The sequence below is a fragment of the Lignipirellula cremea genome (assembly GCF_056501455.1).
Window position 1 is genome coordinate 1805264 of record NZ_CM151415.1, and the last position, 23235, is coordinate 1828498.

The window sequence follows — 23235 nt, forward strand, 5'->3', positions numbered from 1 at the left end:
TTCTCTCTTGCTTCGACCGGGAATTCGCTGCCCTACTCAAAAACTGTGCGGGCGGGGTCGACGCGTAGATCGCAATCTTAGCGCCATCGCCCCCCTGAGATAACGGCAAATCGATCGCTTCCTGAAAAAAGTTCGCTCGGCAGTTCCGGTTCGCCCTTCGAATCGCCTGGCGGAATCGGCGGATACGCGGGCCCACGCCTTCGCAGTTCGAACCTCCGCGATAGAATCGGACGGCCCGCCGGCCACTCCGTCCGGATCGCCCGCTGGACCTTCGCTCCCTCGTTTTCGCAGCATGATCGTCACGATCGACGGACCGGCAGGCGCCGGAAAAAGCACGGTCGCCAGGGCGCTCGCCCAGCGTCTCGACTTCGCCGTGCTCGATACGGGAGCGATGTACCGCGCCGTGACCCTGGCGGCGATCCGGCGACATATCGACTTCCTGCTGGCCGATCGGCTGCTCGAAGCGGCTCGCGAAGCGAACGTGGAACTGACGGGCGACCGAACTTTTCTCGACGGCGAAGACGTCAGCGACGCCATCCGCCTGCCGGAGATTTCGCGAGCGATCCGCTTCGTCGCGGACGAACCGCGCGTGCGGGCGATTCTGGTCGAGCGCCAGCGCCGCATCGCCGAAGCGGGCGATTACGTCGCCGAAGGACGTGACCAGGGAACCGTCGTCTTCCCGCACGCTCCCTGCAAAATCTTCCTGACTGCCGGCGTCGAGGAGCGGGCGCGACGCCGCTTCGAAGAACTACTCGCCCGGGGGCAGTCCCCTACGCTGGAGGAGACCGCGCACGAGGTCCGGCTGCGCGACGCCGCCGATCGTGCGCGTCCCCTGGGCGCTCTTCGGAAAGCGCCCGATGCCGTCGAGATCTGGACCGACGGCAAATCCCTGGAGGACGTCGTAGCCGAACTGGAGCGACTCGTCCGCTCGAAGGCGGCTTCATGAGCGATCCGAATACGAAGACCGCGGCGCCCGATTCCTACGAAGAGGGCCTTTCCCTCGAAGGAGCCGACGGCGATTCGTCGCCGGAGGACACGTCTCCGGAAGGCGCTCCCCGGCATCGCGGCAAGCGTGAACGGGCGAAGGAGGTTACGCGGTCGTTCGCCCAGCGGGTCGTCTACGACTCGTTCAAGCTGCTGATCCGCGTCATCGCCGGCGCCCTGTTTCAGTTTCGCGTCTTCGGCGCCGAACGGACGCCGCAGGGCATTCCGGTCGTCATCTGCTGCAACCACCAGAGCACCATCGACCCCACGCTGGTGGCGGCATCGATTCCGCGGCGACTCAGCTTTCTTGCGCGGAAGGAGCTCTTCGCGAGCTTCGCGACGCGAAAGTTCGTCGAGTTCTTCGACGCCATCCCGCTCGACCGGACCGGGTTCTCGCGCGAGGGCCTGACCGCGGCGATCGACCGCCTGAAGCAGGGTCGGGCGGTCCTGATCTTTCCCGAGGGTTCGCGATCGTCGGACGGCACGCTGCAACCGTTGCGGTCGGGCTTCCTGCTGCTCGCGCGGCGCTCCAAGGCGTCGCTCCTTCCGATCGCGATCGCCGGCACCTACGAAATGTGGCCGCGGCAGCGTCGCTTCCCCTGGCCGACGACCACGCATCTCTTCGTGGGGGAGCCGATCCCCTACGAAGTCTATTCGGGCTGGAAGGAAGAGAAGGCGCTGGCCGAACTGCAGCGTCAGATGCAGGCGCTCCTCGACGAGGCGACGGCGTCCCGGCGGCGAGCCCTGGGGTTCGATGACGACGGTCCGGCGACGGGCGACGAAGGCGCTTCGAAGGAAGCCCCGTCCGCAGAACGCAGAGATTAAGAGATCAAGGGAGAACGTGCGGTGCTGTCGACCTTCAGCGAACAGGGCTACTCCTTCGTCTATCCGGCGAACTGGGAACTGGTCGATCCGCAGTTCGAGGAGCTGCCCTACTCCGTCGGCGTGCAGTCGCCGGAGGGAGCCTTCTGGACGCTGACCGTCTATCCGGTGTCGCGCGACCCGGAGGCCCTCGTCGAAGAGGCGGTCGAAGCGATGCGCAGCGACTACGAACAGTTCGAATACGAACAGTTCGAACCTCGCCTGCCGCCCGATCTGGAGCCGGTCGGACGCGAGATGACGTTCATCTTTCTCGATTTCGTCATCACCAGCCAGGCGGTCGCGTTCCGCCGGGGACGCGCGACGGTCCTCGTCCAGGGCCAGGCCGAGTCGCGCGATTACGAACGACTCGACACGGTCTTCGAGGCCATGACCGCCAGCTTCCTCCGCGACGCCGACATGGACGACGTGGAATAAAGACTGGGCCAGTACCTCCCGTGTGCCATGGCTGGCTTGCCCAGCCGTGCAGGAAGCGGGAATTCATTCGTCCATGCAGAGTACGCATGCTAGCTTCGGGCGGCCCCTTGCATGCCCACCCTGCCTTCGGCGATGTGGGCATGGCACACAGAAGATTCGAAGCCTGACGTCGAACGATCGACCGTCCGCTACTCCGCTTTCTTCAGCCGCTCCGTGACGCGCGTGATGCGGCCGCTCTTGTCGATGACGAAGGCCTCGACGCCCTGGCTTTTCTTCTTTTCGTCGACGCGAACGTCGAGTTCGACTTCGACCGTCGCCTCGGCGCCCTGCAGCTCCTGGCCCTGGATGACGTTGCCGTTGATCGTATCGCAGAAGAGCATCGAAGCGAGCTCGCGATCGTCGGACATGATCGCCTTCACCGCGACCTTGCCGTTCTCGGCCGGCGACAGCGAAAGTTCGACTTTCGGAGCCGTGCGGTCCTCGCGATCCCAGTCGGGGTTGAGATGCCGCGACTGCTTCAGGAGCCGGGCGTTGTCGTCGGAGAAGCGCACGCGTCGCTCCAGCGGCAGCGACTCGTCCAGGTTCAATCGCAGGTTGCGAAAGCCGTTCCCCATGATGTAGCGATCGTCGCGGCGCTGATCGTGAGGCAGGCCGAGCGCGTGGCCGACTTCATGGATCACGGCGCCGAAGCCGTCCTCGATGAATTCGAACCGGGGAGAGTCGATCCGAGGGTGGCCATGCGCCTTGCGTCCCTCGATCGGCGTCGCGTCGGTCAGCAGCTTCAGTTGCTCCTCCCGGGACGTCGCGCAGAACTCGTCGCGAAGGATCCAGGCGGAGAAGGCGCCCATGCCGCCGTCGACGCCGCGCTGACCGCCGAGGGCCAGACCGCCCGGCCACTCGAAGGGAGCGTCGCCCGGGTCGTAGGTCTCCAGGAACGACACGACCAGTTGTCGCCGCTGGTCGCCGATTTTCGGCGGGATCTCGGACAGGCACCGATCAAGATGGCGATAGACGTCGTACTCCGGCGCCCCGTTGTACTCGACCGCCGTTCGATCGCCGCGAACGAGGTGAACGATCGGCGTCCCCTGTTCGTCGGTCTCGAAAACGAGGCCGCGATCGTTCCAGCCGCGTCGGCGGAAGTCGTCCTTGTAGAAGTCGTTCACGAACGTCATCAGCATGACGATCTTCTCCCGCCACTTCGCCGTAGGCTCGCGATCCTTCGGCACGAAGTAGACGAGCCGCACGCGATGATCGACCGGCGCCAGGTAAGCCCACTCCGGCAGATCCGTCGCGTCGATCCAGTCGCCGGCGAGCCAGTCGAACCAGTCCCGGTCGCCGATCTTCATCCGCGACCTCTCGGCGCCGAGACGGATGCGGATCGCGCGTCCCGCATCGAACAGCTCGACGTACTCGTCGTTCGCGTCCGACTGCTCGAAGGCGACCGATCCTCCGTTGGGCTTCAGTTCGAGCCAGCCGCCCGACGCCTGCTTGCGAAAGACGCTCCGATCGCCGGGCGAGGTGGAATTCCAGTCGACCCGTTCGGGCGGCTCCGCTCCGTCAGCCCCGAAACAGGCTCCTGCGAACGACGTCAGGAACACGAAACCGAGCAGCGCAATTCGATTCGTCATGCAGTCTTCGTCACGGGGTAAGCGTCGCGGCGGAGGGACCGGCCCGTCGATCCTGCTTCGAACGGGAGGGCAGGTCAATCTCCCCCGGAGGCGATCGGTCGACCGTCGGAGGGATCGCGCTTGAGAATTCCGAACGCGAAGGGGAAGTTCCAGTTTTCGTTGATCGCCAGGTGGATGTAGAGCATGGCCAGCGGTTCGAGATACCGCGCGCTCCGCAGCGGCCCGGCGTCGTGGGCCTCGAACCCCAGGTCGACGGCCAGCAGGTCGACGCGACCCTTGGCGCCGGCGTCGTCGCCGCAATAGAAGACGGAGGCCTTCCCTTCCGGGAACCGCGAATTCTCCATCGTCGCGACGCTGACCGTATTAAACGCCTTAACGACGAACGCTCGGGGCAGGCGCCGCGCGATGCGTTCGGCCGCGGAGTCGTCGTAGCCGAGCGCGAGCCCGTTGAACCGTTCGTTCAGCGGATTGCAGCAGTCGATGACGACCTTGCCGGACAACTCTCCCAGGCCTTCGGCGATCTCAACGCACGCGGGATAGGGGAGCGCGAGCACGATCGTTTCGGCGGCGCTCGCGGCGTCCGCGTACGACAGCGTCGGCAGTTCGATGCCCATCGCGTCCAGCTTCGCTTGCGCGGCGCCGGGGTCGCGGGAGCCGATCGCGACGCTGCGTCCCGCGCGGGACCAGCCGCGTGCGAGGGCCGTGCCGACTCGACCGGCACCGAGAACCGCAATCTCCATCCGTTCAGGCTTTCCGAAGTCGATAGTCCAGTTTGGCGGGAAGTCTGTTGTAAGGAGGCCCCGCCGTCGCGGAAAGATGAGGCGTCCCGCGAAGGAACCGCAAGCCGCTCGGAACGGTCACGACGGGACGCCCAGCCGGCGAATTGTTCTCGGCGCTCGCGCAGGCTATCGTGACGGTCGTTCGCCCCCGCGCGAATCCTCTCTTCTTTCGGCCTCGTTCGGAGTCCGCCCCGCCATGTCTCCCCTTCGCCGCGCACGCTCCGCGCTCGTCATCTGCCTCGGCGTCGCCGTCGCCTGGTCCTCGACCGCCGTCGGTCAGACGCGCGAAGAAAAGGTCCGCGCGGATAAACAGGCGTTCGAGAAGCTCGACTTCTGGATTTACGGCGACCTGGAAGCGGGCTACGCGAAAGCTCGCGAAACGGGCAAGCCGATGCTCGTCGTGCTCCGCTGCATCCCATGCGAAGAGTGCGTCAAGCTCGACGACGAACTGGTTCACCAAAACCCGACCATCCGGCGCCTGCTGGACGAGTTCGTTTGCGTCCGGATCGTTTCGACCAATGGCCTCGACCTGGCGACGTTTCAGTTCGACTACGACCAGTCGTTCGCGGCGTTCTTCCTGAACGCCGAGGGGGGCATCTACGGTCGATACGGCACGCGTTCGCACCGGACGTACTGGTCCGACGACGTCTCCGTGGAAGGAATGGCCGCGGCCATGGAGGGCGCTCTGAAGCTGCATCGCCAGTGGCCGAAGAACCGCGAAGCGCTGACTGCGAAACGCGGTCCCGCCCCGGCCTTCTCCACTCCGGAGCAGTTTCCGAAGTTCGACGGCAAGTACGGCGCGCAGATCGACTACCAGGGCGACGTCGTGAAAAGCTGCATCCACTGCCACCAGGTCGGCGACGCGATCAAGACGCTCGCCCGCGACTCAGAGGAACCCCTCTCGGAGAAGATCCTGTTCGGCTATCCCCATCCGAAGAGCCTGGGGCTGATCCTCGATCCGAAGACGCGTCCATTGGTGAAGGAGGTCGTGCCCGACTCTCCAGCGGCGAAGGCCGGGTTTCAGGAAGGCGACGAAATCCTGACGCTGGCGGGGCAGCCGCTCCTCTCGATCGCCGACGTGCAGTGGGTTCTGCATCAGACCGCGCCGGAGGGAGCCGACCTGACCGCGAGCGTGCGCCGGGACGGGGAACTGGCGACGGTCACTCTTCCGCTCGGAGAAGGCTGGCGGCGGGCGGACGATATCTCCTGGCGCGCCAGTTCCTGGGAACTCCGGCGGATGATCTTCGGCGGGTTCGTGCTCGAACCGCTGGAAGCTTCGGCCCGGGCCGATCTGAAACTGTCGGAAGACACGACGGCCCTGCGGGTCAAGCATGTCGGTCAGTACGGCAATCATGCGGTCGCGAAGCAGGCGGGCGTCCAGGTGGGCGACATTCTCGTCGCCATGAACGGACGCACCGATCTGCTCCGCGAAACGGACCTCCTCGCCTACGGCCTGGAACATCATCGCCCCGGCGATAACGTGGAGTTCGTCTTCCTCCGCGGCGGCAAGCGCGTCCCCATCGGGATCCGCCAGCAGGAATAGTTTCTTCTGCGGTCGGTTCGAATCGCGATTCGTTTCGCTCCGGAACCCTCCCACCCACGCGACTACCGCCCGTGACGCACGACCAACTTTTTTCCGTCCGTGATCAGGTCGTGCTCGTCTCGGGAGGGAGCCGGGGCATCGGGCGAGCCATCGCGCTCGGCTTCGCCAGCCGCGGCGCCGTCACGATCGCCACCGGGACGAACAGGGAGGCGCTGAGCGAGCTCGAAGGTCTCGCGAACGCTCCCGACCAGCGACTGGAAACCGCGGTTTGCGACGTACGAGACCTCAAAGCGATTCAGCGCATGGTCGCCGAAATTCTCGAACGGTACGGGCGGATCGATACGCTGATCAACGTCGCCGGAATCAATCGTCGCAAGTCGGCGCTCGAGGTGAGCGAAGAGGACTGGGACGCCGTCGTGGACGTCAACCTCAAGGGCGCGTTCTGGGTGGCGAAGACCGTCGGCCAGTCGATGGTCGAGCGCCGGAGCGGATCGCAGGTGCACGTGCTCTCGCTGAACGTCGACCGACCGCTTCGTAACGTCGGCCCCTACGCTGCCAGCAAAGCGGGTCTCGGGGCGCTGACGAAAGGGCTGGCCGAAGAGTGGGGACCGTTCGGCGTCCGCGTGAACGGCCTGGCGCCCGGCTTCATCCTGACCGATCTGACGCAGAAGCTCTGGTCCGACCGGACGATGGCCGACTGGGCGAAGGCGAACACGCCGCTCAAGCGACTCGGCGTTCCGGAAGACATGGTCGGCACGACGGTCTTCCTCGCCTCCCAGGCCGCCGCGTTCATGACCGGTCAGATCCTGTACGTCGACGGCGGCTTCACCAGCGCCTTCAGTTGGCCGATCCCCGGATTCCTCGAACCCGACGCGGGTCCGAACTAGGCTAAGTTCGCCTGGCGCAAGCGGCTTCTGCGGGCGCTCTAATGAGCGTCCTCGCCAGGTCGTTCCCCTTCCGCCTGCCTGCCTCCGGTTCCGCTATGCGCCTCGAAGCTCGACCGACCTCTGGTTCGAACTGGTTCCCGATCGCCGCCCTGCTTTTCGCGTTCGCGTCGCTGACGACGTCGTTGACTCCGTCGCTCAGAGCGGACGAGAACTGGCCGCAGTTCCGCGGTCCGACCGGCCAGGGGCACACGACTCTGACGCCGCTGCCCCTCGAGTGGAACGCCACGCCGGAAGAAGCGTCGAACGTCGTCTGGCGGACCGCGATCCCCGGCCTCGGCTGGTCGTCGCCCAGTTGGAAGGAGGGTCGCGTCTGGATCACCAGCGCGAACGCCGAGGACGCCACGCTGCATGTGTTCGCCGTCGATCTGGCGACGGGCGAACTTCAGCTCGACCGGACGGTCTTCGACAAGGAAACGCTCGGTCAGGTGCATGGCAAGAACAGTCACGCCTCGCCGAGCTGCGTTCTGGAGGACGACCGCGTTTACGTCCACTTCGGCGCCCACGGCACCGCCTGCCTGACCGATCAGGGCGAGGTCGTCTGGTCGAAGGTTCTGGAGCACGATCATTCGCACGGACCGGGCAACTCGCCCGTACTGTTCGAGGACCTGCTGATCGTCAACTGCGACGGTCGCGACGCCCAGTTTCTCGTCGGGCTCGATAAGTTGACTGGCGACGAACGCTGGCGGACGACCCGCAAGCATGTCGCCTCCGACCGGGGCAAGGAACGCATCGCCGGCATCGGCTTCTCCACCCCCCTGATCGCGACCATCGACGGCAAGCCGCAGGTCGTCAGCGTCGGCGCCGACCATGTCGCCGGCTACGACCCGCGGACGGGCGAAGAGATCTGGTGGGTCACGTACGACGGCTATTCCCTGGTCCCCCGTCCGGTCGTCGGCAACGGCCTGCTCTATATCGCGACCGGCTACAACGAACCGAAGATTCTCGCGATTCGACTCGGCGGGACGGGCGATCTGACGGAGCAGGTCGTCTGGACGATGGATCGCGACGCGCCCCTGAATCCTTCGCCGATCCTGGTCGACGACCTGCTCTACACGGTCAGCGACCGCGGCATCGCCAAGTGCGTCGATGCCGCGACCGGCGAAGAACTCTGGAAGGAACGCCTCGGCGGAGAGTTCTCCGCCTCGTTCGTGTACGGCGACGGCAAGCTGTTCGTCACCGACGAGAACGGCGTGACGTACGTCCTGAAGCCGGGCCGCGAGTTCCAACTGCTGGCGGAGAATCCGTCCGGCGCACGATCGCTCGCGACGCCTTCGCCCCTGCCGGGCGGCTGGCTCCTCCGCACCGAGACCGAACTGATCCGCGTCGGCGCGAAACCCTGATCTTCTCCGCGAGTCCGCCCGCCATGCCTGCGTATCGCCTCTCCCTCGCCGCCTGGCTCTTCGCCCTCGGCATCGCGTCCGGCGCCTTCCTCGCTGACGACGTCCGCGCGGAAGAAAGCGTCTCCGGCGGCGTCGATCGCCCGAACGTTCTCCTCGCGATCTCGGACGACCAGTCGTTCGCGCATACGACGATCGGCGGAACGGCCGCGGTGAAGACGCCCGCGTTCGACGCGGTGGCGAAGCGGGGCATGCTGTTTCGCCAGGCGTTCTGTCTGTCGCCCGGCTGCGCTCCGTCGCGGGCCGGCCTGCTGACGGGCCGCTACCCCTGGGAACTTCGCGAGGCGGGAACGCATGCCAGTTCCTTCCCCGCCGACCTCGTGGTCTTCCCCGACCTGCTCGACGAGGCGGGCTACTTCGTCGGCATGACGGGCAAGGGCTGGGGCCCCGGCAACTGGCAGATCACCGGACGAACGCGCAACCCCGCCGGCCCGGGCTGGAACGAAAAGAAGCATTCCGAGCGCATCCCGGGCGAAAGCGCCAACGACTACGCCGGCAACTTCGAAGCCTTCCTCTCCGAGAAGCCGGAAGGGAAGCCCTTCTTCTTCTGGTTCGGCGCGACCGAGCCGCACCGCGACTACGACGAAGGCGCCCATGAACGCCGCGGCATCGATCCGCAGGAAGTTACCGTTCCTCCCTTCCTGCCCGACTCGCCCGAGGTGCGGAAGGATCTCGCGAACTACCTGGCGGAAGTCGAACGGTTCGACGAGGAATTGGGGCGGATGCTCGACTTGCTCGCCGCACGGGGCGAACTCGAGCGGACGCTCGTGATCGTCACCGCGGACAACGGCATGCCGTTTCCCGGCGCCAAGGCGAACGGCTACGACTACGGCTTCCGCGTTCCCCTCGCGATCTCCTGGCCGCAGGCCATGCCCAAGCCGGACGATCAAGCATCGGCACGTGTCACCAACGTCGTCACCAGCCATATCGACTTCGCGCCGACGATCCTCGCCGCAGCCGGCGTCGAGATCCCGACCGCGATGCGGGGGAAGAGTCTTTTGCCGGTCCTGCATGCGGGCCGCGACGAACGCGACGCGGGCGAGGCCTACGCCTTCACGTCGCGGGAACGCCATTCGTCTTCGCGATACGAGAACTGGGGCTATCCCATGCGGGCGATCCGCGGCGAGCGCTACCTGCTGGTAAAGAACGATCATCCCGAGCGCTGGCCCGCAGGCGATCCGACGCTGCTCGTCTCGTCCGGCAAGCTCGGCCCCGAGCATGGCGCGTACACCGACATCGACGACGGGCCGACCAAGCGCTTCATGATCGCGCATCGCGACGAACCGGAAATGCAGGCCCTCTTTCAGGCGAGCTTCGGCAAACGGCCGCAGTGGGAACTGTTCGACGTCGCCGCCGATCCGGGCTGCCTGACGAACCGGTTCGAGGATCCCGATCTCTCGGAGGTTCAGTCGCAGCTGGTCGCAAAGCTGGAAGAGACGCTCGCCGCGACCGGCGATCCCCGCGCCAGCGCCGACGGAGGGGAGATTTTCGAAACGTATCCGCGATTCAGTCCGATCCGCTCGTTTCCGCCTCCCGCGGAATCTGCGGTCGATTCGCCGACTCGCTAGAAGGCGCTCCAGGGTCGACCATGCAGTTTTCGAGAAGATCGATCCGGCGCGGATCGCGAGCGGCGGCCGACCTTCTAGAATGGATCGTCGCGCCCTTCTTCTCTCGCTCGCGGAACGAAGTCCACGATGGGCCTGTTCGATCGCTTTAGCGCCCTCTTCGCCCGGGGCAAAGGCTCCGGCGCCGGCAAGGCCGCGGACTCCGGCAAGACGAAGAAGTTCAAGAAGCTCGACGTCGGCGCACGGTTCGAGTTCTCGAAGGAGGCTTCGACCGGCACGATGTCGAAGTTTCAGCGCGTGCGCGACATCACGAACGGCCAGACCGTCGGACTGAAGATTCTCGACCCCGAAAAGTACGAGGCCTTCGAGAGCCGCTGGCGTCCCATCGGGAAACCTTGGGAGGGCCAGATCGCGATGAAGTTCCACCATCCCCGGATCGTGGAAACGCTGGAGGCGGGCGACACGATCAAGGGCGAGCGGTATCTCCTGATGGAGTATCTCGACGGCCCCAACCTGAGTTCGCTGGTCAACAGCGACGATCCGCTGCTCGACGGCAACCGGGTCGAACTGATGCGGCAGATGACCGAGGCGGTCGCCGCCGTTCACAACGCGGGGTTCATCCATCGCGACGTTTGCCCGCGAAACTTCATCTGTTCGCCCGACGCGACGTCGCTGAAGCTGATCGACTTCGGCCTGACGCTGCCCGACCTGCCCCCCTACAAGCAGCCGGGGAACCGGACCGGCACGCCGCTCTACATGGCGCCCGAGATCGTGCGTCGTCGCACGACGGACCGGCGGGTCGACATCTTCGCGCTCGGCGTCAGCTTCTATCGCCTGTTTTCGCGGGCTTATCCCTGGGGCGGTCAGGACGCCACGGGCACCGGCGCGCTCGCGCACGACACGAACCCGGCGCAGCCGATCCTCGAACTTGCCCCCGATCTGCGCCCGGAACTGGCCGCGTTGATCATGAAGTGCATCGACCCCGATCCGGAGAAGCGTCCGCCCACGTGCGAGGCCATTCTGAACGCGATTCGGCCGCTGAAGGGCGACGGCAAGCGGGGGTGAAGAGCGACGAGATTCGCATCGTCGGCACGCCGGCTTTGAGCGCTCCGCCCGTGTGCCATGGCTGGCTTGTCCAGCCGTGCTTGCAGCGGGAATCGGTCGCCCGACGCGCCTCTAGCGTTTCCCGCTCGAACAGCGTCGCGCCAGACGTTTCGCGAGGGACGAGCGAAACGAGGGGCCGGCACGGCTGGACAAGCCAGCCATGGCACACGGATCGTACGTTGCGAGATCTTTCTCCTCACGTCCTTCTCCCCGACTTCGCGATTGTCCGATCCGCGGCCTGCCTGACATAATGCGGGGACGGTCCGAGGGCAGTCGGTCGCTGCCCTGCTCTCGCTCAGAGGAAGATCGACCCTCGTGAGCCGCCCCCTCCCCCGCGACGGCGTCGCGACGAACCCGCGCGAGCCCCTCCCGATGCGATTCAAGCTGATCGGCGCCGTCGTCATCCTCCTCGCGGCGATCCTCGTGACGTACGGGATCGGGACGTACGTCGCCAGCGGCGTGGACCGGACGCGCCCCGCCTACTACGTCGCGGAGATCATCAAGGAGTTTCCGCACGATCAGGCGTCGTTCACGCAGGGCCTGGAGTGGCTCGGCGACGGAACGTTCGTCGAAGGGACGGGTCAGGAAGGAAAGTCCAAGCTCCGCATCGTACGGCTGGAGGACGGCGTCGCGACGCAGGAGGTCGACCTGGACCCCCGACTGTTCGGGGAAGGAACGACCGTCTGGAAGGATCGCATCTACCAGCTCACGTGGCGAAACGAGACCGCGATCGTCTACGACCGCCAGACCCTGCAGGAGGTGAAGCGATTCGCCTACAAGGGCGAGGGCTGGGGCCTGACGCACGACGACAAACATCTGATCATGAGCGACGGCAGCTCGACGCTGCAGTTTCGCGATCCGGAGACGTTCGAGGTCGTCCGCACGCTGAAGGTCTTCGGCAACGGTCGCCGGATCGCCAAGCTGAACGAACTCGAATACGTCGCCGGCGAGATCTTCGCGAACGTCTGGGGGGAGGACGTGATCGTCCGCATCTCGCCCGAGAACGGCCAGGTGACCGGCTGGATCGATCTCTCCGGCCTGCCCCGGAACGTGCGACCCCACAACGAAGCGGTGCTGAACGGCATCGCTTACGACGCCGAAGGAGATCGGCTGTTCGTCACGGGGAAGAACTGGACGCGCCTGTACCAGATTCGCATCGCGCCCCGCCCGTCGCGGTGAGGCTCCTCGCCGATCGCCTCGGGAAACGAAACGAGCCCGCTGCCGACGATCGTCGTGGACAGCGGGCTCGACGAGGTTTTCGACGCTTCGCGCCTGCTTACGGCGCCGTAATCGTCGGCGTGACGCCTGCGGCGTTTTCGGTCATCCAGGCGACGACGTAGTCCTGATCGGCGACCGACAGATTGACGAGTGGCACTGCCGTCGCCGGCTTGTCGAACGTCTGGAGCTTCGCGACGGCACCGTTCGCCTGCGGAGCGGCGCTCACCAACTTCGCCTGAAACGTCGTTCCGTCGGCCATGGTCCAGGTCCGGCTCGTTTCGAGGAAGTTGCGGTAGCCGAGATAGGCGCCGCGCAGATCGCTGACGGCCTTTCTCGCTCCGACGGCGACGCGGTCGGCTTCCGGCTGACGATCGACGTAGACCAGGGCCGGTCGGTCGCCTGCGGGAATCGCGGAGACCAGCTCTCGCTCGATCGCGATTTCGCCGTTCACCCGCAGGAAGGCGAGTTGCCAGGCGCCGTCGGCGAACGCCCATTCGGCGCGAAACGGCACGATCTGAATCAGGCCCTGCGCGTCGCGCATCTCGACGACGTCGTCGAAGACGTAACGACTGACGGTCGCGTCGAACGTCCCGTCCCATTCCGCGGGAAAAGCCGCGTCGTTGGGGCGCGTCAGTTCCGCCGAGACGGCCTCGATGGTCTTCGTCTTCAGCGGAACTTCGGTCGGCACGACGACTGCCGTCTCCGCAGGCGACGCGGTCGCGGTCGCTGCCGGAAGTTCGTCGATCGCGGCCTGAAGCTCCGCCGACGTCACGACGTCCTTGTCCCACACCCCAATCGCCGGTTCGTACGCGGCGCGATCGTTCTCCGGCAGCAGGGCCGTCCGGTCGGTCGCGTCTTTCCAGTTCTTGCGAACCTGCAGCAACGCGCGCTGACGCAATTGCGTGGCATTCGGAGGAACGGGCGTCGACTCGTCGAGCGCTTCCACTTCCTGGGCCAGCCGGGCCAGTTCGACCAGCGTGGCGCGAATCTCCGTCCGCACCGTCGCGGGGTCGTCATTGGCCTTCGCTGCGTCCACAGGCGGTCCGGAAAAGACCCGGGGAAGCGGAACGGGCTGCGGTGCGGGGGCTTCGACGGCGGACGGAGCGGGAGGCGGGGGCGGAGCGTCCGAAGGCGGATCCTGTTGCCCCCACGCGCTCGCGACGAGCGAAAGCGAAAGTCCGGTCGAACTGGCGAGAGCGGTAAACGATCGGCGACGCATGGCGGTTAACTCCCGGGAGACTTGCGGGCTGCGGCGAGTTCAATGAACGCGCACGCAGCACGACATTCCCCCTGAAAGGAGCAAACGCCATGCCGGCTCTGGTTTAGAGGGAGCCGAACGTCGCTCACGCTCGCGCCAAGGTCAGCCGGCCTTTCGCACGGTCGGCCGCTCGCTCCCGACCCGGGAAATTGCCGGTCGCGGAACGGCGTGCGGTCCGGTCGGTCCGCCGAACTCGTCGCTCCAGCGATGATCCGCGATCGCGTCGAGGATCCGTTCCGCGGTCTCGACCGCCCGCAGTCCGTGTTCGCCGGTGACGCGCGGGTCGCGCTTCGACCGGATGCTGGTGACGAAATCCTGCTGCTCGTCCAGAATCGCGTTCACCGGCTCCAGGGTCAGCGCCTCCATCGGCAGCCAGTCCTGGAACAGCCGATCGCGGCAGGCGGCCTTCTCTTCCGCGGAGAAGGCATGGATGTCCACCTCCCGGCGGAGGAGCGTCTCGACCGGACGAACGAGCGTCGCGGCGGGAGCGGCGAAGTCGAGATTCGCGTAACCGCGTTCGCAGAAGCACTGCATGGTTCGCGCTGCGTGAAAGCTCGTGCGCGAGGCGCTCAGGTTGGCGACGCAGCCGTTCGCGAATTCGAGCCGCGCCTGCGCCATGTCCTCGTGCGGACCGAACAGGGCCATGCCGATCGCCTTGACGTCCACGACGGGCGAATCGGCCAGCGTCAGGACCAGGTCCAGATCGTGAATCATCAGGTCGTGCACGACGCCGACGTCGACCGACCGGAACGTGTACCCGCTCGACCTGAGCGACTCGATGTACCGCGGCTGCGACAGATGCGGCTCCGCGGCGGCGAACGCGGCGTTGAAGCGCTCGACGTGACCCACCTGCAGGACGCATTGCTGACGTCGCGCCAGGTCGACCAGATCGCGGGCTTCGCGGGAACTGAGCGTGATCGGCTTCTCGACGAAGACGTGAATCCCCTGCTTCAGCGCCTCGGACGCGATCTCGTGATGCGTCACCGTCGGCGTCGCGACGATCGCGGCATCGACGAGCGGCAGCACGTCTCGCCAGTTTTCGTACGTCGAAACGCCGTACTTCTCGGCGACTTCGCGACGGTTCGCCTCGCTCGGATCCGCGGCGGCGACGAGGGCGACGTCGTCGATCGAGCGCGCCAGGCGAACGTGAATCTTTCCCAGATGGCCCGTGCCGATCACGGCGAGACGTAGCGGCTTCACGCGGAATTCCTTTTCCGGCATCGGCGACGAGCGACGGCGCCTTCGTTCCATGACGGCGCGTACGGATTTGATACCGCCCCCCTCTCGATCGTGTCAACGCGGAATCGGAGGGGATCGGAACAGCGGAACAGGGTTTGCACCTCTCCCCCTCCGCAACGGGTGGTTCAGCGCCCTGAGTATCCCGACGCTGACGAACGCCGCCGATCTGTTACCGCGATAAACGAAAGGACTCTGACCATGACGCGTTTCGCTTCTTCCGACTTTCGCCGCCTGCTCGATGCATCCGCGGCGTCCGCCACGTCCGCCGGGGACTGCGTCTCGATCTACATGCCGACTGTACGAGCCGGTCGCGAGATCGATCAAAACCGAATTCGCCTTGCGAACGTCGTCGATGAGGCGGAGCGACGGCTGTCCGGTCTCGGTCGGTCGCCTGACGAAATCCGCCGCACCTTCGGCGGCAGCCTCCGCGAACGAGTGATCGCCGACAGTTCGTGGAGTCACCCCCAGGAAGGACTCGCGATCTTCGCCGCGAACGGGGAGGTGGAGGTCTTCAACTCTTCGCGTCCGTTCCAGGAACGCCTCGTCGTCGGCAAGCGTTTCCATCTGCGACCGATGCTGCAATCGACGGAACGCGAGGGACGCTTCTACATCCTCGCCGTGAGCATGAACTCCGTACGGCTGTTCGACGCCGACGAAGCCGAAGCACGGGAACTTCATCCCGAAGGCCTTCCGACGGATCTCGTCACCGCGCTGAACATCGACGAGTACCGCCAGCATCTGGACTTTCACCAGTCGCAATCGACAGGCCAGCGGGCCGGCATCTTCAACGGCCAGGGCGGGTCGGATCTCGACGTGCGGAAGGAAAACGAAATCGTGGAGTTCTTCCGCGAGATCGATCGCCGGCTGTCGGACTACTTCGGCGTCGAACGCTTTCCCCTCGTCTTCGCAGGGGTCGAATATCTCTTCCCGATCTTCAAGGAGACCTCCCACTACGCGGCTCTCGTGGGCGAATGCGTCCCCGGCAATCCAGACCTGCTGAACGCCAGCCAGTTGCACGCGGCGGCCTGGGAACTGGTCGAACCCATCTTCGACGAGGACCGACGCGCCGCGGGCGAACGGTATCTCGACCGCATCGCCACCGATCTCACGACGGACGATCCCGAGACGATGCTGGCGGCGGCGGAGCGAGGTCAGATCGACGTGCTGCTGCTGCGTGACGACGCAGAACGCTGGGGTCGCTTCGACGGCGAACGGTTCGAGGACTCGGCGCCCGACGATGCCCAGGCGGAAGATCTCTACGATTTGCTCGCGTCGCGAACGCTGCTCAACGGCGGTCGCGTCTTCACCGTCGACGGCGAGATTCTGGAGGACGACCGCCCTGCGGGAGCGCTGCTTCGCTACTCGCTGTCGAGCGTCATGGCGGGAGCGCCAGGTTCGGATCGCTCGCGCAAGAGTTGAACGTGCGAGCGAGCAGGCGGCGTTACGCCGAGAGACGAACGCCGCAGCGGCGCTCCTGCTGGACCGCGCTGGCACGCAGAAGTTCCGTCGCGAGCGCGGCGTTCAGACGGTGACCGCTGCGATAGGCGACGATCGAGCCGCAGATCGGACGACCGCACAGCGCCAGGTCGCCGATCAGGTCGAGCGTCTTGTGACGGACGCACTCGTCTTCGTAACGCAGACGGTTCTCGATCGGACCGTTCGGACCGTACACGAGCAGATCGCTCGTCGAGACGTGACGCGCGACCCCGGCGGCGTGCAGTTGCCGCGCCTCGTCTTCCGTCACGAACGTCCTTGCTGCGGCCAGACGCAAAGCGAACCGGTGCGGCGTCAGGCGGATGGAGAACGACTGGTCCGGGATGGGATGTCCTGGCTCGAACTCCAGCATGTAGTCGAGCGCGAACTGATCGTCGTCGCAGGGGCGGGCTTCGACCCACGCGTCGCCGTCGCCGACCCGAACCGTCTCTTGAACGACCAGCGGGCGAACGAACGATCGCTGCAGCGTCACGCCGGCGTCGAGGATCGCCTGGACGTAAGCTGCCGAAGAGCCGTCGAGTCCGGGAAGCTCCGCGGAGGTCGCTTCCACGCGGCAGTTGTCGATGCCGAGTCCCGCGAGCGCCGCGAGGACATGCTCCACCATCTGGATCTCGGCGCCGCCGAAGCGGAGGTTGCTTCGCCTGAGCGCTTCGATCCGGTGTTCCACGAGCGCCGGGATCTCCGGTCGACCAGGCAGGTCGGTCCGGACGAAGCGAATGCCGGTATTCTCGGCAGCGGGACACAGGGTCACGCGAACCGGCGCCCCGGTCCAGTAACCGACCCCCTCGACGCATGCGGGGGCGGCGATCGTCTGCTGTCTGCGAGGCGGATCAAGCACGGAAGTCCGCTTTCTGGCAAGCCGGAACCTGAATCGGACGTCGAACGCCAACCCGCTTGCGTTCCGACTTCGATGCGATCGACGAGAGCCCGCGGCGAGCGGGGGCGTCGTTCGGAGGAACGACTGCGATCGCACCAGGGACCCGGCATCGCTCAGCAAGCGACGCCGCGGTCCTAGTTCCTGTCAGGCGATCGGAAAGTCTCCGATCGCCGCCGAGAGCCGAAGGCTACTCGTTCAGCGAGGAACGCCGCCCGGAATGACGGTGCCCTGCGCGGTCGACGCCGGGGTCTGCGGGTTCAGCGTCTTGATCACGAAGTTCGTGATGTCGCAGGAACGCTGGAACACGATCGCGTTGTTGACGCCCTGCTGAATCGACTGGCGGTTCAGCGGATCGATCGGTTCGCTGTTGTACCGCAGCACCAGCGTGATGCCGTTGCGGGCAGCGAAATCGTCGATCGTGCGGAGGATGATCAGGTAGTGGGAGTAGTAGATCTGCGCCTCCTTCTCCATGAACTCCTTCCGCTTGGTGGTCGCTTCGACCGAGGTCTGCGACTGGATCTGCAGGATCTGCTGATCCTTCGCCTTGTACTCGTCCGAGTTCGCGGTGAACTTGCCCCGCTCCTCGACGAGGGCCTGCAGCTCGACCTGCTTGCCCTTGAGGTATTCCTCATAAGCGTCGACCTCGGCCTTCATCGACTCCATCTGGCCGTTGAACGCCTTGAACTCTTTGAAGACCTTGGCGATGTCGATGACGACGACCTGCTTCGGCGCGGCGGGCGCGGCAGCAGCCGTCGCCGGGGCCTGAGCGCTGGCGGTCGAGAGCCCGCCGAACGTCGCACAACAAGCGGCCGCGACGCAGAACCAACCGGTACGCGAGAACTTCACTTTCGCACTCCTTTGCGACGTTCGGAAAGAGATCCAGCTCCTTGCGGATCCCTGCATTTCTCTTGGCGTTGGCCGTCGAGAGAAGGCCCCGGGTGCGAACGTTCGTTCGTCCCCGATCCGCTTCTCCCCTGCCGAAACGACCGCTGCTTCAGCGAATCGTTTCGACCGGATTTCGCACGTCAGACGCATTCTGGCCCGCGTCCGGCGGCGGCGTAAAGATCAGTTTCTTGTCAGGGGTCCCCGCGCGAGCGGCGGAGCCTCGGATCTGGCCGCCGTGAGGCTGCCGATCGAGACGCGTACTTTCCTATCGGCTCTCGTCGTCCCCGCCTCGCGTCCGGAAGTAGCGATTCTTCCGATTTTTCCGGCGCGATCGAGGCAGCCTCGAACATCCCCAATCGAGCCTCTACGCGACGCGATGCAGGACGGTTCGGAAGAAGTTTTAGAAGAATCGGGCGCCCGGTTCGCCTGAGCGTCCGCGCGACGTCTTGCGGATATACTGACGGCGGTTCGCATCGGGACCCGCGATCATTGCGGTAAGCTCGGCCGATGCGATACGCGTTCGGAAAACGTGCCGCGAACGCGGGCGAGGCATCAAGGACGGAGAGATTCGGTGGGAACGGCGACGCTCTGGGTGGCGCGCGGCAACGACCAGGGAAAGATCTTCGAGCTTTCCCAAGACGTGACCACCATCGGTCGCGACGCGGGAAACCGCGTCCAGATCCACGACTCCGAAGTCTCCCGCCGACATGCGGAGGTCCGGCGTCAGGGAAGCGATTACGTCCTCGTCGACCTGGAAAGCGCGAACGGCTGCCTGGTCAATCAGAAGAAAACGACCAGGCGGGACCTGAAGAACGGCGATCACATCCAGCTCGGTCGCACGCTCCTGCTGTTCACGCATAACGTCGCCTCGGCCGGGCGAGCGCCTCTCCCCAAGGTCGACATCGTCGCCGCCGATCGCTCGAGCGCGGTCATCTCCGAACAAAGCGACGGCTCCCGCATCCTTCATTCGGTGACCCGCGACGAAGGCTCCCGCATCGTCTCCGCACGGGAAGTCGAAGCGTCGCGAAATCCGTTTCTCGCCCGACTGCGCGGCGACCTGCAGGTCATGTACCTCACCGCGATGGCGGTGAGTCACACGCTCGACGTCGACCAGTTGCTGGACAAGATCCTCGGACTGATCTTCGAATGGGTCGAATGCGACCGGGGCTGCATCCTGCTGCTCGATCCCGACGGCGAAGGGATCCGGCCCCGCGCCGTTCGCACCCGCCAGGGCGAAGGACGTCAGGACAAGTTCGAGATCAGTCGCACGATCCTCGATTACGTGCTCGAGAAGAAGGAGGGGATCCTCACCTCGGACGCGCAGGAAGATTCGCGCTGGGAGGCGGGGGCGAGCATCCTCCAGCAGGCCGTCCACGAGGCCATCTGCGTCCCCATGCAGGGGCGCTACGGCATCGTCGGCGTCATCTACATCGACACCTTCGTCTCGCCCGGGAAAATCCTCCAGCGCCCCTCGTCGAAGTTCTCCGAGGACCACCTGAAGCTGACCGTCGCGATCGGACATCAGGCCGCGCTCGCGGTCGAGGATTCCTCGTTCTACTCCGCGATGGTGCAGTCGGAGCGTCTCGCCGCGATCGGTCAGACCGTTGCCGTCCTGTCGCATCACGTCAAGAACATCCTCCAGGGAATCAGCGGCGGCAGCTACCTGATTCAGGAGGGCCTCAAGAGGCAGTCCTTCGACGAAATCCGCAAGGGCTGGGAGTTCGTCGAACGGAACCAGGATCGCATCTCCGGTCTCGTCCTCGACATGCTCTCCTACAGCAAGGAACGCGAGCCGGAACGGACCCCGGGCGACCTCAACCAGGCGGTCGCCGATGTCGTGGAGCTGATGCAGGCCCGGGCGAACGATTTCAACGTCGTCCTCACCTTCCAGCCCGCTCCCGGACTCGGAAAGCACCTCTTCGATGCCGAGGCCGTTCATCGGGCCATCCTGAACCTGGTCACCAACGCCATCGACGCCTGCCGCGAAAGCGACGGGGGTCGGGTCGATACGCTGGTCGAAAAGGTCGAAGACCCGCCGCGACTGCGCGTGATCGTGAAGGACGACGGCGAAGGCATCGCGCCCGAAGACATCAAGCGAATCTTCTCGATCTTCGAGTCGAACAAGGGCTCTCGCGGCACCGGGCTCGGCCTGCCGGTCAGCCAGAAGATCGCGCACGAGCATGGCGGGCGGATCGTCGTGCAGAGCGACGTCGGATCGGGCAGCTCCTTCATTTTCGAGATCCCCGCCGTCGTCGAAGCTCCCTCGACCTCGGGAGAGGTCGGAGAGACGCTCACCGGCCGGACGAACTGAACTGGCCTTGCGGGCCCGTTTTCAGTAGCTTTCCCATCAGCGCGCGGGATCGGTCGCGCCGATTGTTCCGATCGGATCGGGACAAGAACCGACCGGAATCGGGAACTCGGCTCAATTCGAGTCGCCGCCGAACGCGATAACGAAGAGAGCGGAGATGCCGCCGGCGCATGAAGCGTTCCGGCGCTCCCCACTTATCCGCGTGTGCCTTACGAAAGGAGTCCCAAGGCATGAAGGCGCTTTCATGCTATCGCTGGGCCGTCGTCGGTCTGGCTGCGTTCGGCTCGATCGCCGTCGCTCAGGAAAAGCTTCCCCGCACCGATCTGCAGGAGCCGGTCTTCCGGCTTTCCAAGTCGGATGCCGGCGCCGAAGCTCCGCCCGCGCATCCTCTCGATCCGGCGCTTCAGATCGCCTACGACGGTCTGAAGCAGGTCCGCGAGTCGATGAACGACTACACGGGCGTGATGGTCAAGCGGGAGCGCGTCGACGGCGCGCTCACCGAGCAGGAGTTCATGTCGTTCAAGATCCGCAATCGTCGGGTCCAGGAAGGCAAGATCACGACCCCCTTCAGCATCTACCTGAAGTTCCTGAAGCCTCAGGCAGTCGCCGGGCGGGAAGTGATCTACGTCGAGGGTCAGAACAACAACTACCTCGTCGCCCACGAAACCGGGTGGAAGGGCCTCGTGCGGGCCAACCTCGACCCGAACGGCTGGCTGGCGATGTCGGGCAACCGCTATCCCATCACCGACGCGGGCATCGAAAACCTGGTCGTCAAGCTGATCGAGAAGGGCGAACGCGACCGCAATCGCGACGAGTGCGAGGTCAAGTTCTTCAAGAACGCCAAGATCAACGACCGCGTCTGCACCGTTCTCCAGGTGACGCACCCAGTCGAGCGTCCTTACTTCGACTTCCACATCGCCCAGATCTTCATCGACGACGAGTATCGCGTCCCGATCCGGTACGCCGCCTATAGCTGGCCGAAGGAACAGGGCGGCAAGGCGCAGCTCGAAGAGGAGTACACCTACACCGATCTGAAGTTCAACGTCGGCCTCACCGACCAGGACTTCAATCCGGACAACGAGGCGTACGAGTACCCCTGAGCGAGTCTCCTCGCGGTACGACGGTCAGAAGAATTCGACAGCCGGCGCGTTACGACGCGACCGGCTGTTTTCGTATCTGCGCGAGCGTTTCGAACTTCCGCGGGACTACGTTCCCTGGCGAGCGGAGGGTGTCAGCCCTCCGTGTCCATCGGTCGACTTCGCCCAACGTCGAAGCGACACGCCCTATCTGTCGCAACCGGAGCGACGGGAAATGCGTGCGCCACACGATTTTGCGTCGCTCTTTTCGCACGTCGCGCGTTCGACGCGAGTTTCCTCGAATCGCCGTATCGGCGGTCGCTGTCGCTCCGTACTGGCTGGCGCTGGCGCCGATATCGAACGTCAGTGAGAGGTTGCCACCGCGTCGTTCAGCTTCGCGTGCCCGAAAAGAGTCGCCATGAAGATCCGCCTGAGGAAGTCCGCGTCCGTCGCGATTCTGACGCTCGCGTCGGCAGCGCCGCTGCTGGCTGACGGCGGACAGTGGTCGAATCGGTTCTGGGGCCTCGGCTGGGGAGACGGCTACCACGCTCCTCCGCGGACCGGCGGCCCGCATCTGCCCGGGTCGACCTCGCTCGGGTCGCAAGGCCATGGCGCGTCTGCACACGGACATCGCGGACACGCACTCGCACACGCCGGCGGACGGCCCGACGGGCTGATGCCGGGCGGCTATCCCGACCGGGGACAGTACGACGCGTCCTACGGCACGAATTCGCTTCCCGAATGGCTCTGGGATCCTTCCGACGAGACCGTCATCGTGGACACGGCTCAGCCGGCCCTGCCGGCGGATTCCGATCCTGTCCCGCCCCCGCCCCAGTCGTCGACGAAGAAGCCGGCGCGGGATCCTTCGCTGGGAATGCCGCCGGCGATCGAACCGACGGAACGGACCGATTCGCGAGCCATGATCCGCCGCGGTCCGATCCAGGCCCGCTCGGCCGGCTGGTCGCGCTGAAAGAGCCCCGTCGCCTGTCGAAGTCAGCCGTTTTCGCCCCCATCCCGGGTCCGGAATCGAATCGCCCGAACCTGTTCCGCTCCTGCCCTCTCCGAGTCTGGGCGGCTTTGCCCGGGGGCCGTCAGGGGGTATCCTTAACCGTTCGTCTGGAACTCGTCGGGCATGCCGCCATTCCGACAGGACGAGGGCCGGAACAGCGAGGGCGTAGCTCAGTCGGTAGAGCAACGGACTTTTAATCCGTGGGTCCCGGGTTCAAGCCCCGGCGCCCTCACTTGCGACGCGTTCCGATCCCCTTCCCCCCGGGCGATTCGGCTATTAAGATTTCGCTCCGCGAGCGACAGCTTCGCCTCCGTTTCCGCCTTCGGGCGCGACCCGTGGCGTGGCGAACCCCGTTCGCGAGCTGCCGTCGTTGCGCCGCTCCAAGAGCGTCGCGACCGCACGGTCAGGTAGCTCAGTTGGTAGAGCAATGGACTGAAAATCCATGTGTCGGCGGTTCGATCCCGCCCCTGACCACTTTCTGTAATTTCTGCTGAGAGCGTCGCTTACGCTCGACCGCGCCTCGCCGGCGCGGGATTGGAAAGAGTTCGGCATTCCGAACGGCCTGTCGCAGTTCGCCTGGGCCGAAATATCGCGGCTTCTTCCGTCGCGGCGATCGGCGGTCGCCCGC

Annotated in this window: 19 protein-coding genes and 2 tRNA genes; 15 read left to right on the forward strand and 6 right to left on the reverse strand. The window is 65.5% G+C overall.

From position 1 onward, the window contains the following. Positions 1-292 precede the first annotated feature (292 nt). Genes cmk through SH602x_RS07045 form a run of 3 tightly spaced genes read left to right on the forward strand, consistent with a single transcriptional unit; the run spans position 293 to position 2280 of the window. Positions 293-946 (forward strand): (d)CMP kinase, encoded by a 654-nt coding sequence (gene cmk, locus SH602x_RS07035; protein ID WP_479476109.1) that lies wholly within the window; start codon positions 293-295, stop codon positions 944-946. After that, positions 943-1809 carry a lysophospholipid acyltransferase family protein gene (locus SH602x_RS07040; RefSeq protein WP_479476110.1) on the forward strand — a complete coding sequence of 289 codons (867 nt, stop codon included), beginning with the start codon at positions 943-945 and terminating at the stop codon, positions 1807-1809. The genes cmk and SH602x_RS07040 overlap by 4 nt, the downstream gene beginning before the upstream one ends. A 21-nt stretch (positions 1810-1830) precedes the next feature. Continuing rightward, complete coding sequence (locus tag SH602x_RS07045) at positions 1831-2280, forward strand: hypothetical protein (protein ID WP_479476111.1); 450 nt, start codon at positions 1831-1833, stop codon at positions 2278-2280. Between the two features lie 188 nt (positions 2281-2468). On the opposite strand, the gene SH602x_RS07050 is transcribed toward SH602x_RS07045, so the two are convergent. Together SH602x_RS07050 and SH602x_RS07055 are read right to left on the reverse strand one after the other, a co-directional pair. Then, a complete protein-coding gene (locus SH602x_RS07050) occupies positions 2469-3908 on the reverse strand; it encodes a hypothetical protein (RefSeq protein WP_479476112.1) in 1440 nt (479 codons plus the stop codon). 74 nt (positions 3909-3982) lie between these two features. After that, positions 3983-4648, reverse strand: a complete 666-nt coding sequence (locus SH602x_RS07055) for an NADPH-dependent F420 reductase (RefSeq protein WP_479476113.1) — start codon at positions 4646-4648, stop codon at positions 3983-3985. A 235-nt stretch (positions 4649-4883) separates the two neighbouring features. Between SH602x_RS07055 and SH602x_RS07060 the strand changes: the two genes are divergently transcribed. The 6 genes from SH602x_RS07060 to SH602x_RS07085 all read left to right on the forward strand — a co-directional run bounded on the left by SH602x_RS07060 (position 4884) and on the right by SH602x_RS07085 (position 12422). Continuing rightward, entirely contained in the window at positions 4884-6230 is a 1347-nt protein-coding gene (locus SH602x_RS07060; RefSeq protein ID WP_479476114.1) for a Trx7/PDZ domain-containing (seleno)protein, read from the forward strand. A gap of 71 nt (positions 6231-6301) precedes the next feature. Next, positions 6302-7117 (forward strand): SDR family NAD(P)-dependent oxidoreductase, encoded by an 816-nt coding sequence (locus SH602x_RS07065; protein ID WP_479476115.1) that lies wholly within the window; start codon positions 6302-6304, stop codon positions 7115-7117. A gap of 95 nt (positions 7118-7212) precedes the next feature. Then, positions 7213-8517, forward strand: a complete 1305-nt coding sequence (locus tag SH602x_RS07070; RefSeq protein WP_479476116.1) for an outer membrane protein assembly factor BamB family protein — start codon at positions 7213-7215, stop codon at positions 8515-8517. Positions 8518-8540: 23 nt separating this feature from the next. Then, positions 8541-10142: a sulfatase family protein gene (locus SH602x_RS07075; protein WP_479476117.1), complete on the forward strand. Its 1602-nt coding sequence runs from the start codon at positions 8541-8543 to the stop codon at positions 10140-10142. Between the two features lie 126 nt (positions 10143-10268). Continuing rightward, positions 10269-11204, forward strand: coding sequence for a serine/threonine protein kinase (locus tag SH602x_RS07080; protein ID WP_479476118.1), 936 nt, complete (start codon positions 10269-10271; stop codon positions 11202-11204). A gap of 354 nt (positions 11205-11558) precedes the next feature. Beyond that, entirely contained in the window at positions 11559-12422 is an 864-nt protein-coding gene (locus SH602x_RS07085; protein WP_479476119.1) for a glutaminyl-peptide cyclotransferase, read from the forward strand. A gap of 97 nt (positions 12423-12519) precedes the next feature. On the opposite strand, the gene SH602x_RS07090 is transcribed toward SH602x_RS07085, so the two are convergent. Then, the gene (locus SH602x_RS07090; protein ID WP_479476120.1) at positions 12520-13680 is read right to left on the reverse strand and encodes a hypothetical protein; all 1161 of its coding nucleotides are present in this window, start codon (positions 13678-13680) and stop codon (positions 12520-12522) included. A 141-nt stretch (positions 13681-13821) separates the two neighbouring features. Next, a complete protein-coding gene (locus tag SH602x_RS07095; protein WP_479476121.1) occupies positions 13822-14919 on the reverse strand; it encodes a Gfo/Idh/MocA family protein in 1098 nt (365 codons plus the stop codon). A gap of 237 nt (positions 14920-15156) precedes the next feature. On the opposite strand from SH602x_RS07095, the gene SH602x_RS07100 reads away from it, so the two are divergent. After that, complete coding sequence (locus SH602x_RS07100; RefSeq protein WP_479476122.1) at positions 15157-16377, forward strand: baeRF7 domain-containing protein; 1221 nt, start codon at positions 15157-15159, stop codon at positions 16375-16377. Positions 16378-16399: 22 nt separating this feature from the next. Here SH602x_RS07100 and lpxC read toward each other — a convergent pair whose 3' ends face one another. Further along, positions 16400-17290, reverse strand: a complete 891-nt coding sequence (lpxC, locus tag SH602x_RS07105) for a UDP-3-O-acyl-N-acetylglucosamine deacetylase (protein WP_479476123.1) — start codon at positions 17288-17290, stop codon at positions 16400-16402. Between the two features lie 234 nt (positions 17291-17524). Further along, on the reverse strand, positions 17525-18175 hold the full coding sequence (locus SH602x_RS07110) for an OmpH/Skp family outer membrane protein (RefSeq protein WP_479476124.1): 651 nt from the start codon (positions 18173-18175) through the stop codon (positions 17525-17527). Positions 18176-18785: 610 nt separating this feature from the next. Between SH602x_RS07110 and SH602x_RS07115 the strand changes: the two genes are divergently transcribed. From SH602x_RS07115 to SH602x_RS07135, 5 genes are all read left to right on the forward strand, one after another. Then, positions 18786-20525, forward strand: a complete 1740-nt coding sequence (locus SH602x_RS07115; RefSeq protein ID WP_479476125.1) for an ATP-binding protein — start codon at positions 18786-18788, stop codon at positions 20523-20525. A gap of 227 nt (positions 20526-20752) precedes the next feature. After that, positions 20753-21622, forward strand: coding sequence for a DUF1571 domain-containing protein (locus SH602x_RS07120; RefSeq protein WP_479476126.1), 870 nt, complete (start codon positions 20753-20755; stop codon positions 21620-21622). A gap of 394 nt (positions 21623-22016) precedes the next feature. Next, positions 22017-22568 (forward strand): hypothetical protein, encoded by a 552-nt coding sequence (locus SH602x_RS07125; RefSeq protein WP_479476127.1) that lies wholly within the window; start codon positions 22017-22019, stop codon positions 22566-22568. A gap of 198 nt (positions 22569-22766) precedes the next feature. Then, positions 22767-22839 (forward strand) — tRNA-Lys (locus SH602x_RS07130). Between the two features lie 169 nt (positions 22840-23008). Next, positions 23009-23081, forward strand: a tRNA-Phe gene (locus SH602x_RS07135). The last annotated feature ends 154 nt before the right edge of the window (positions 23082-23235 follow it).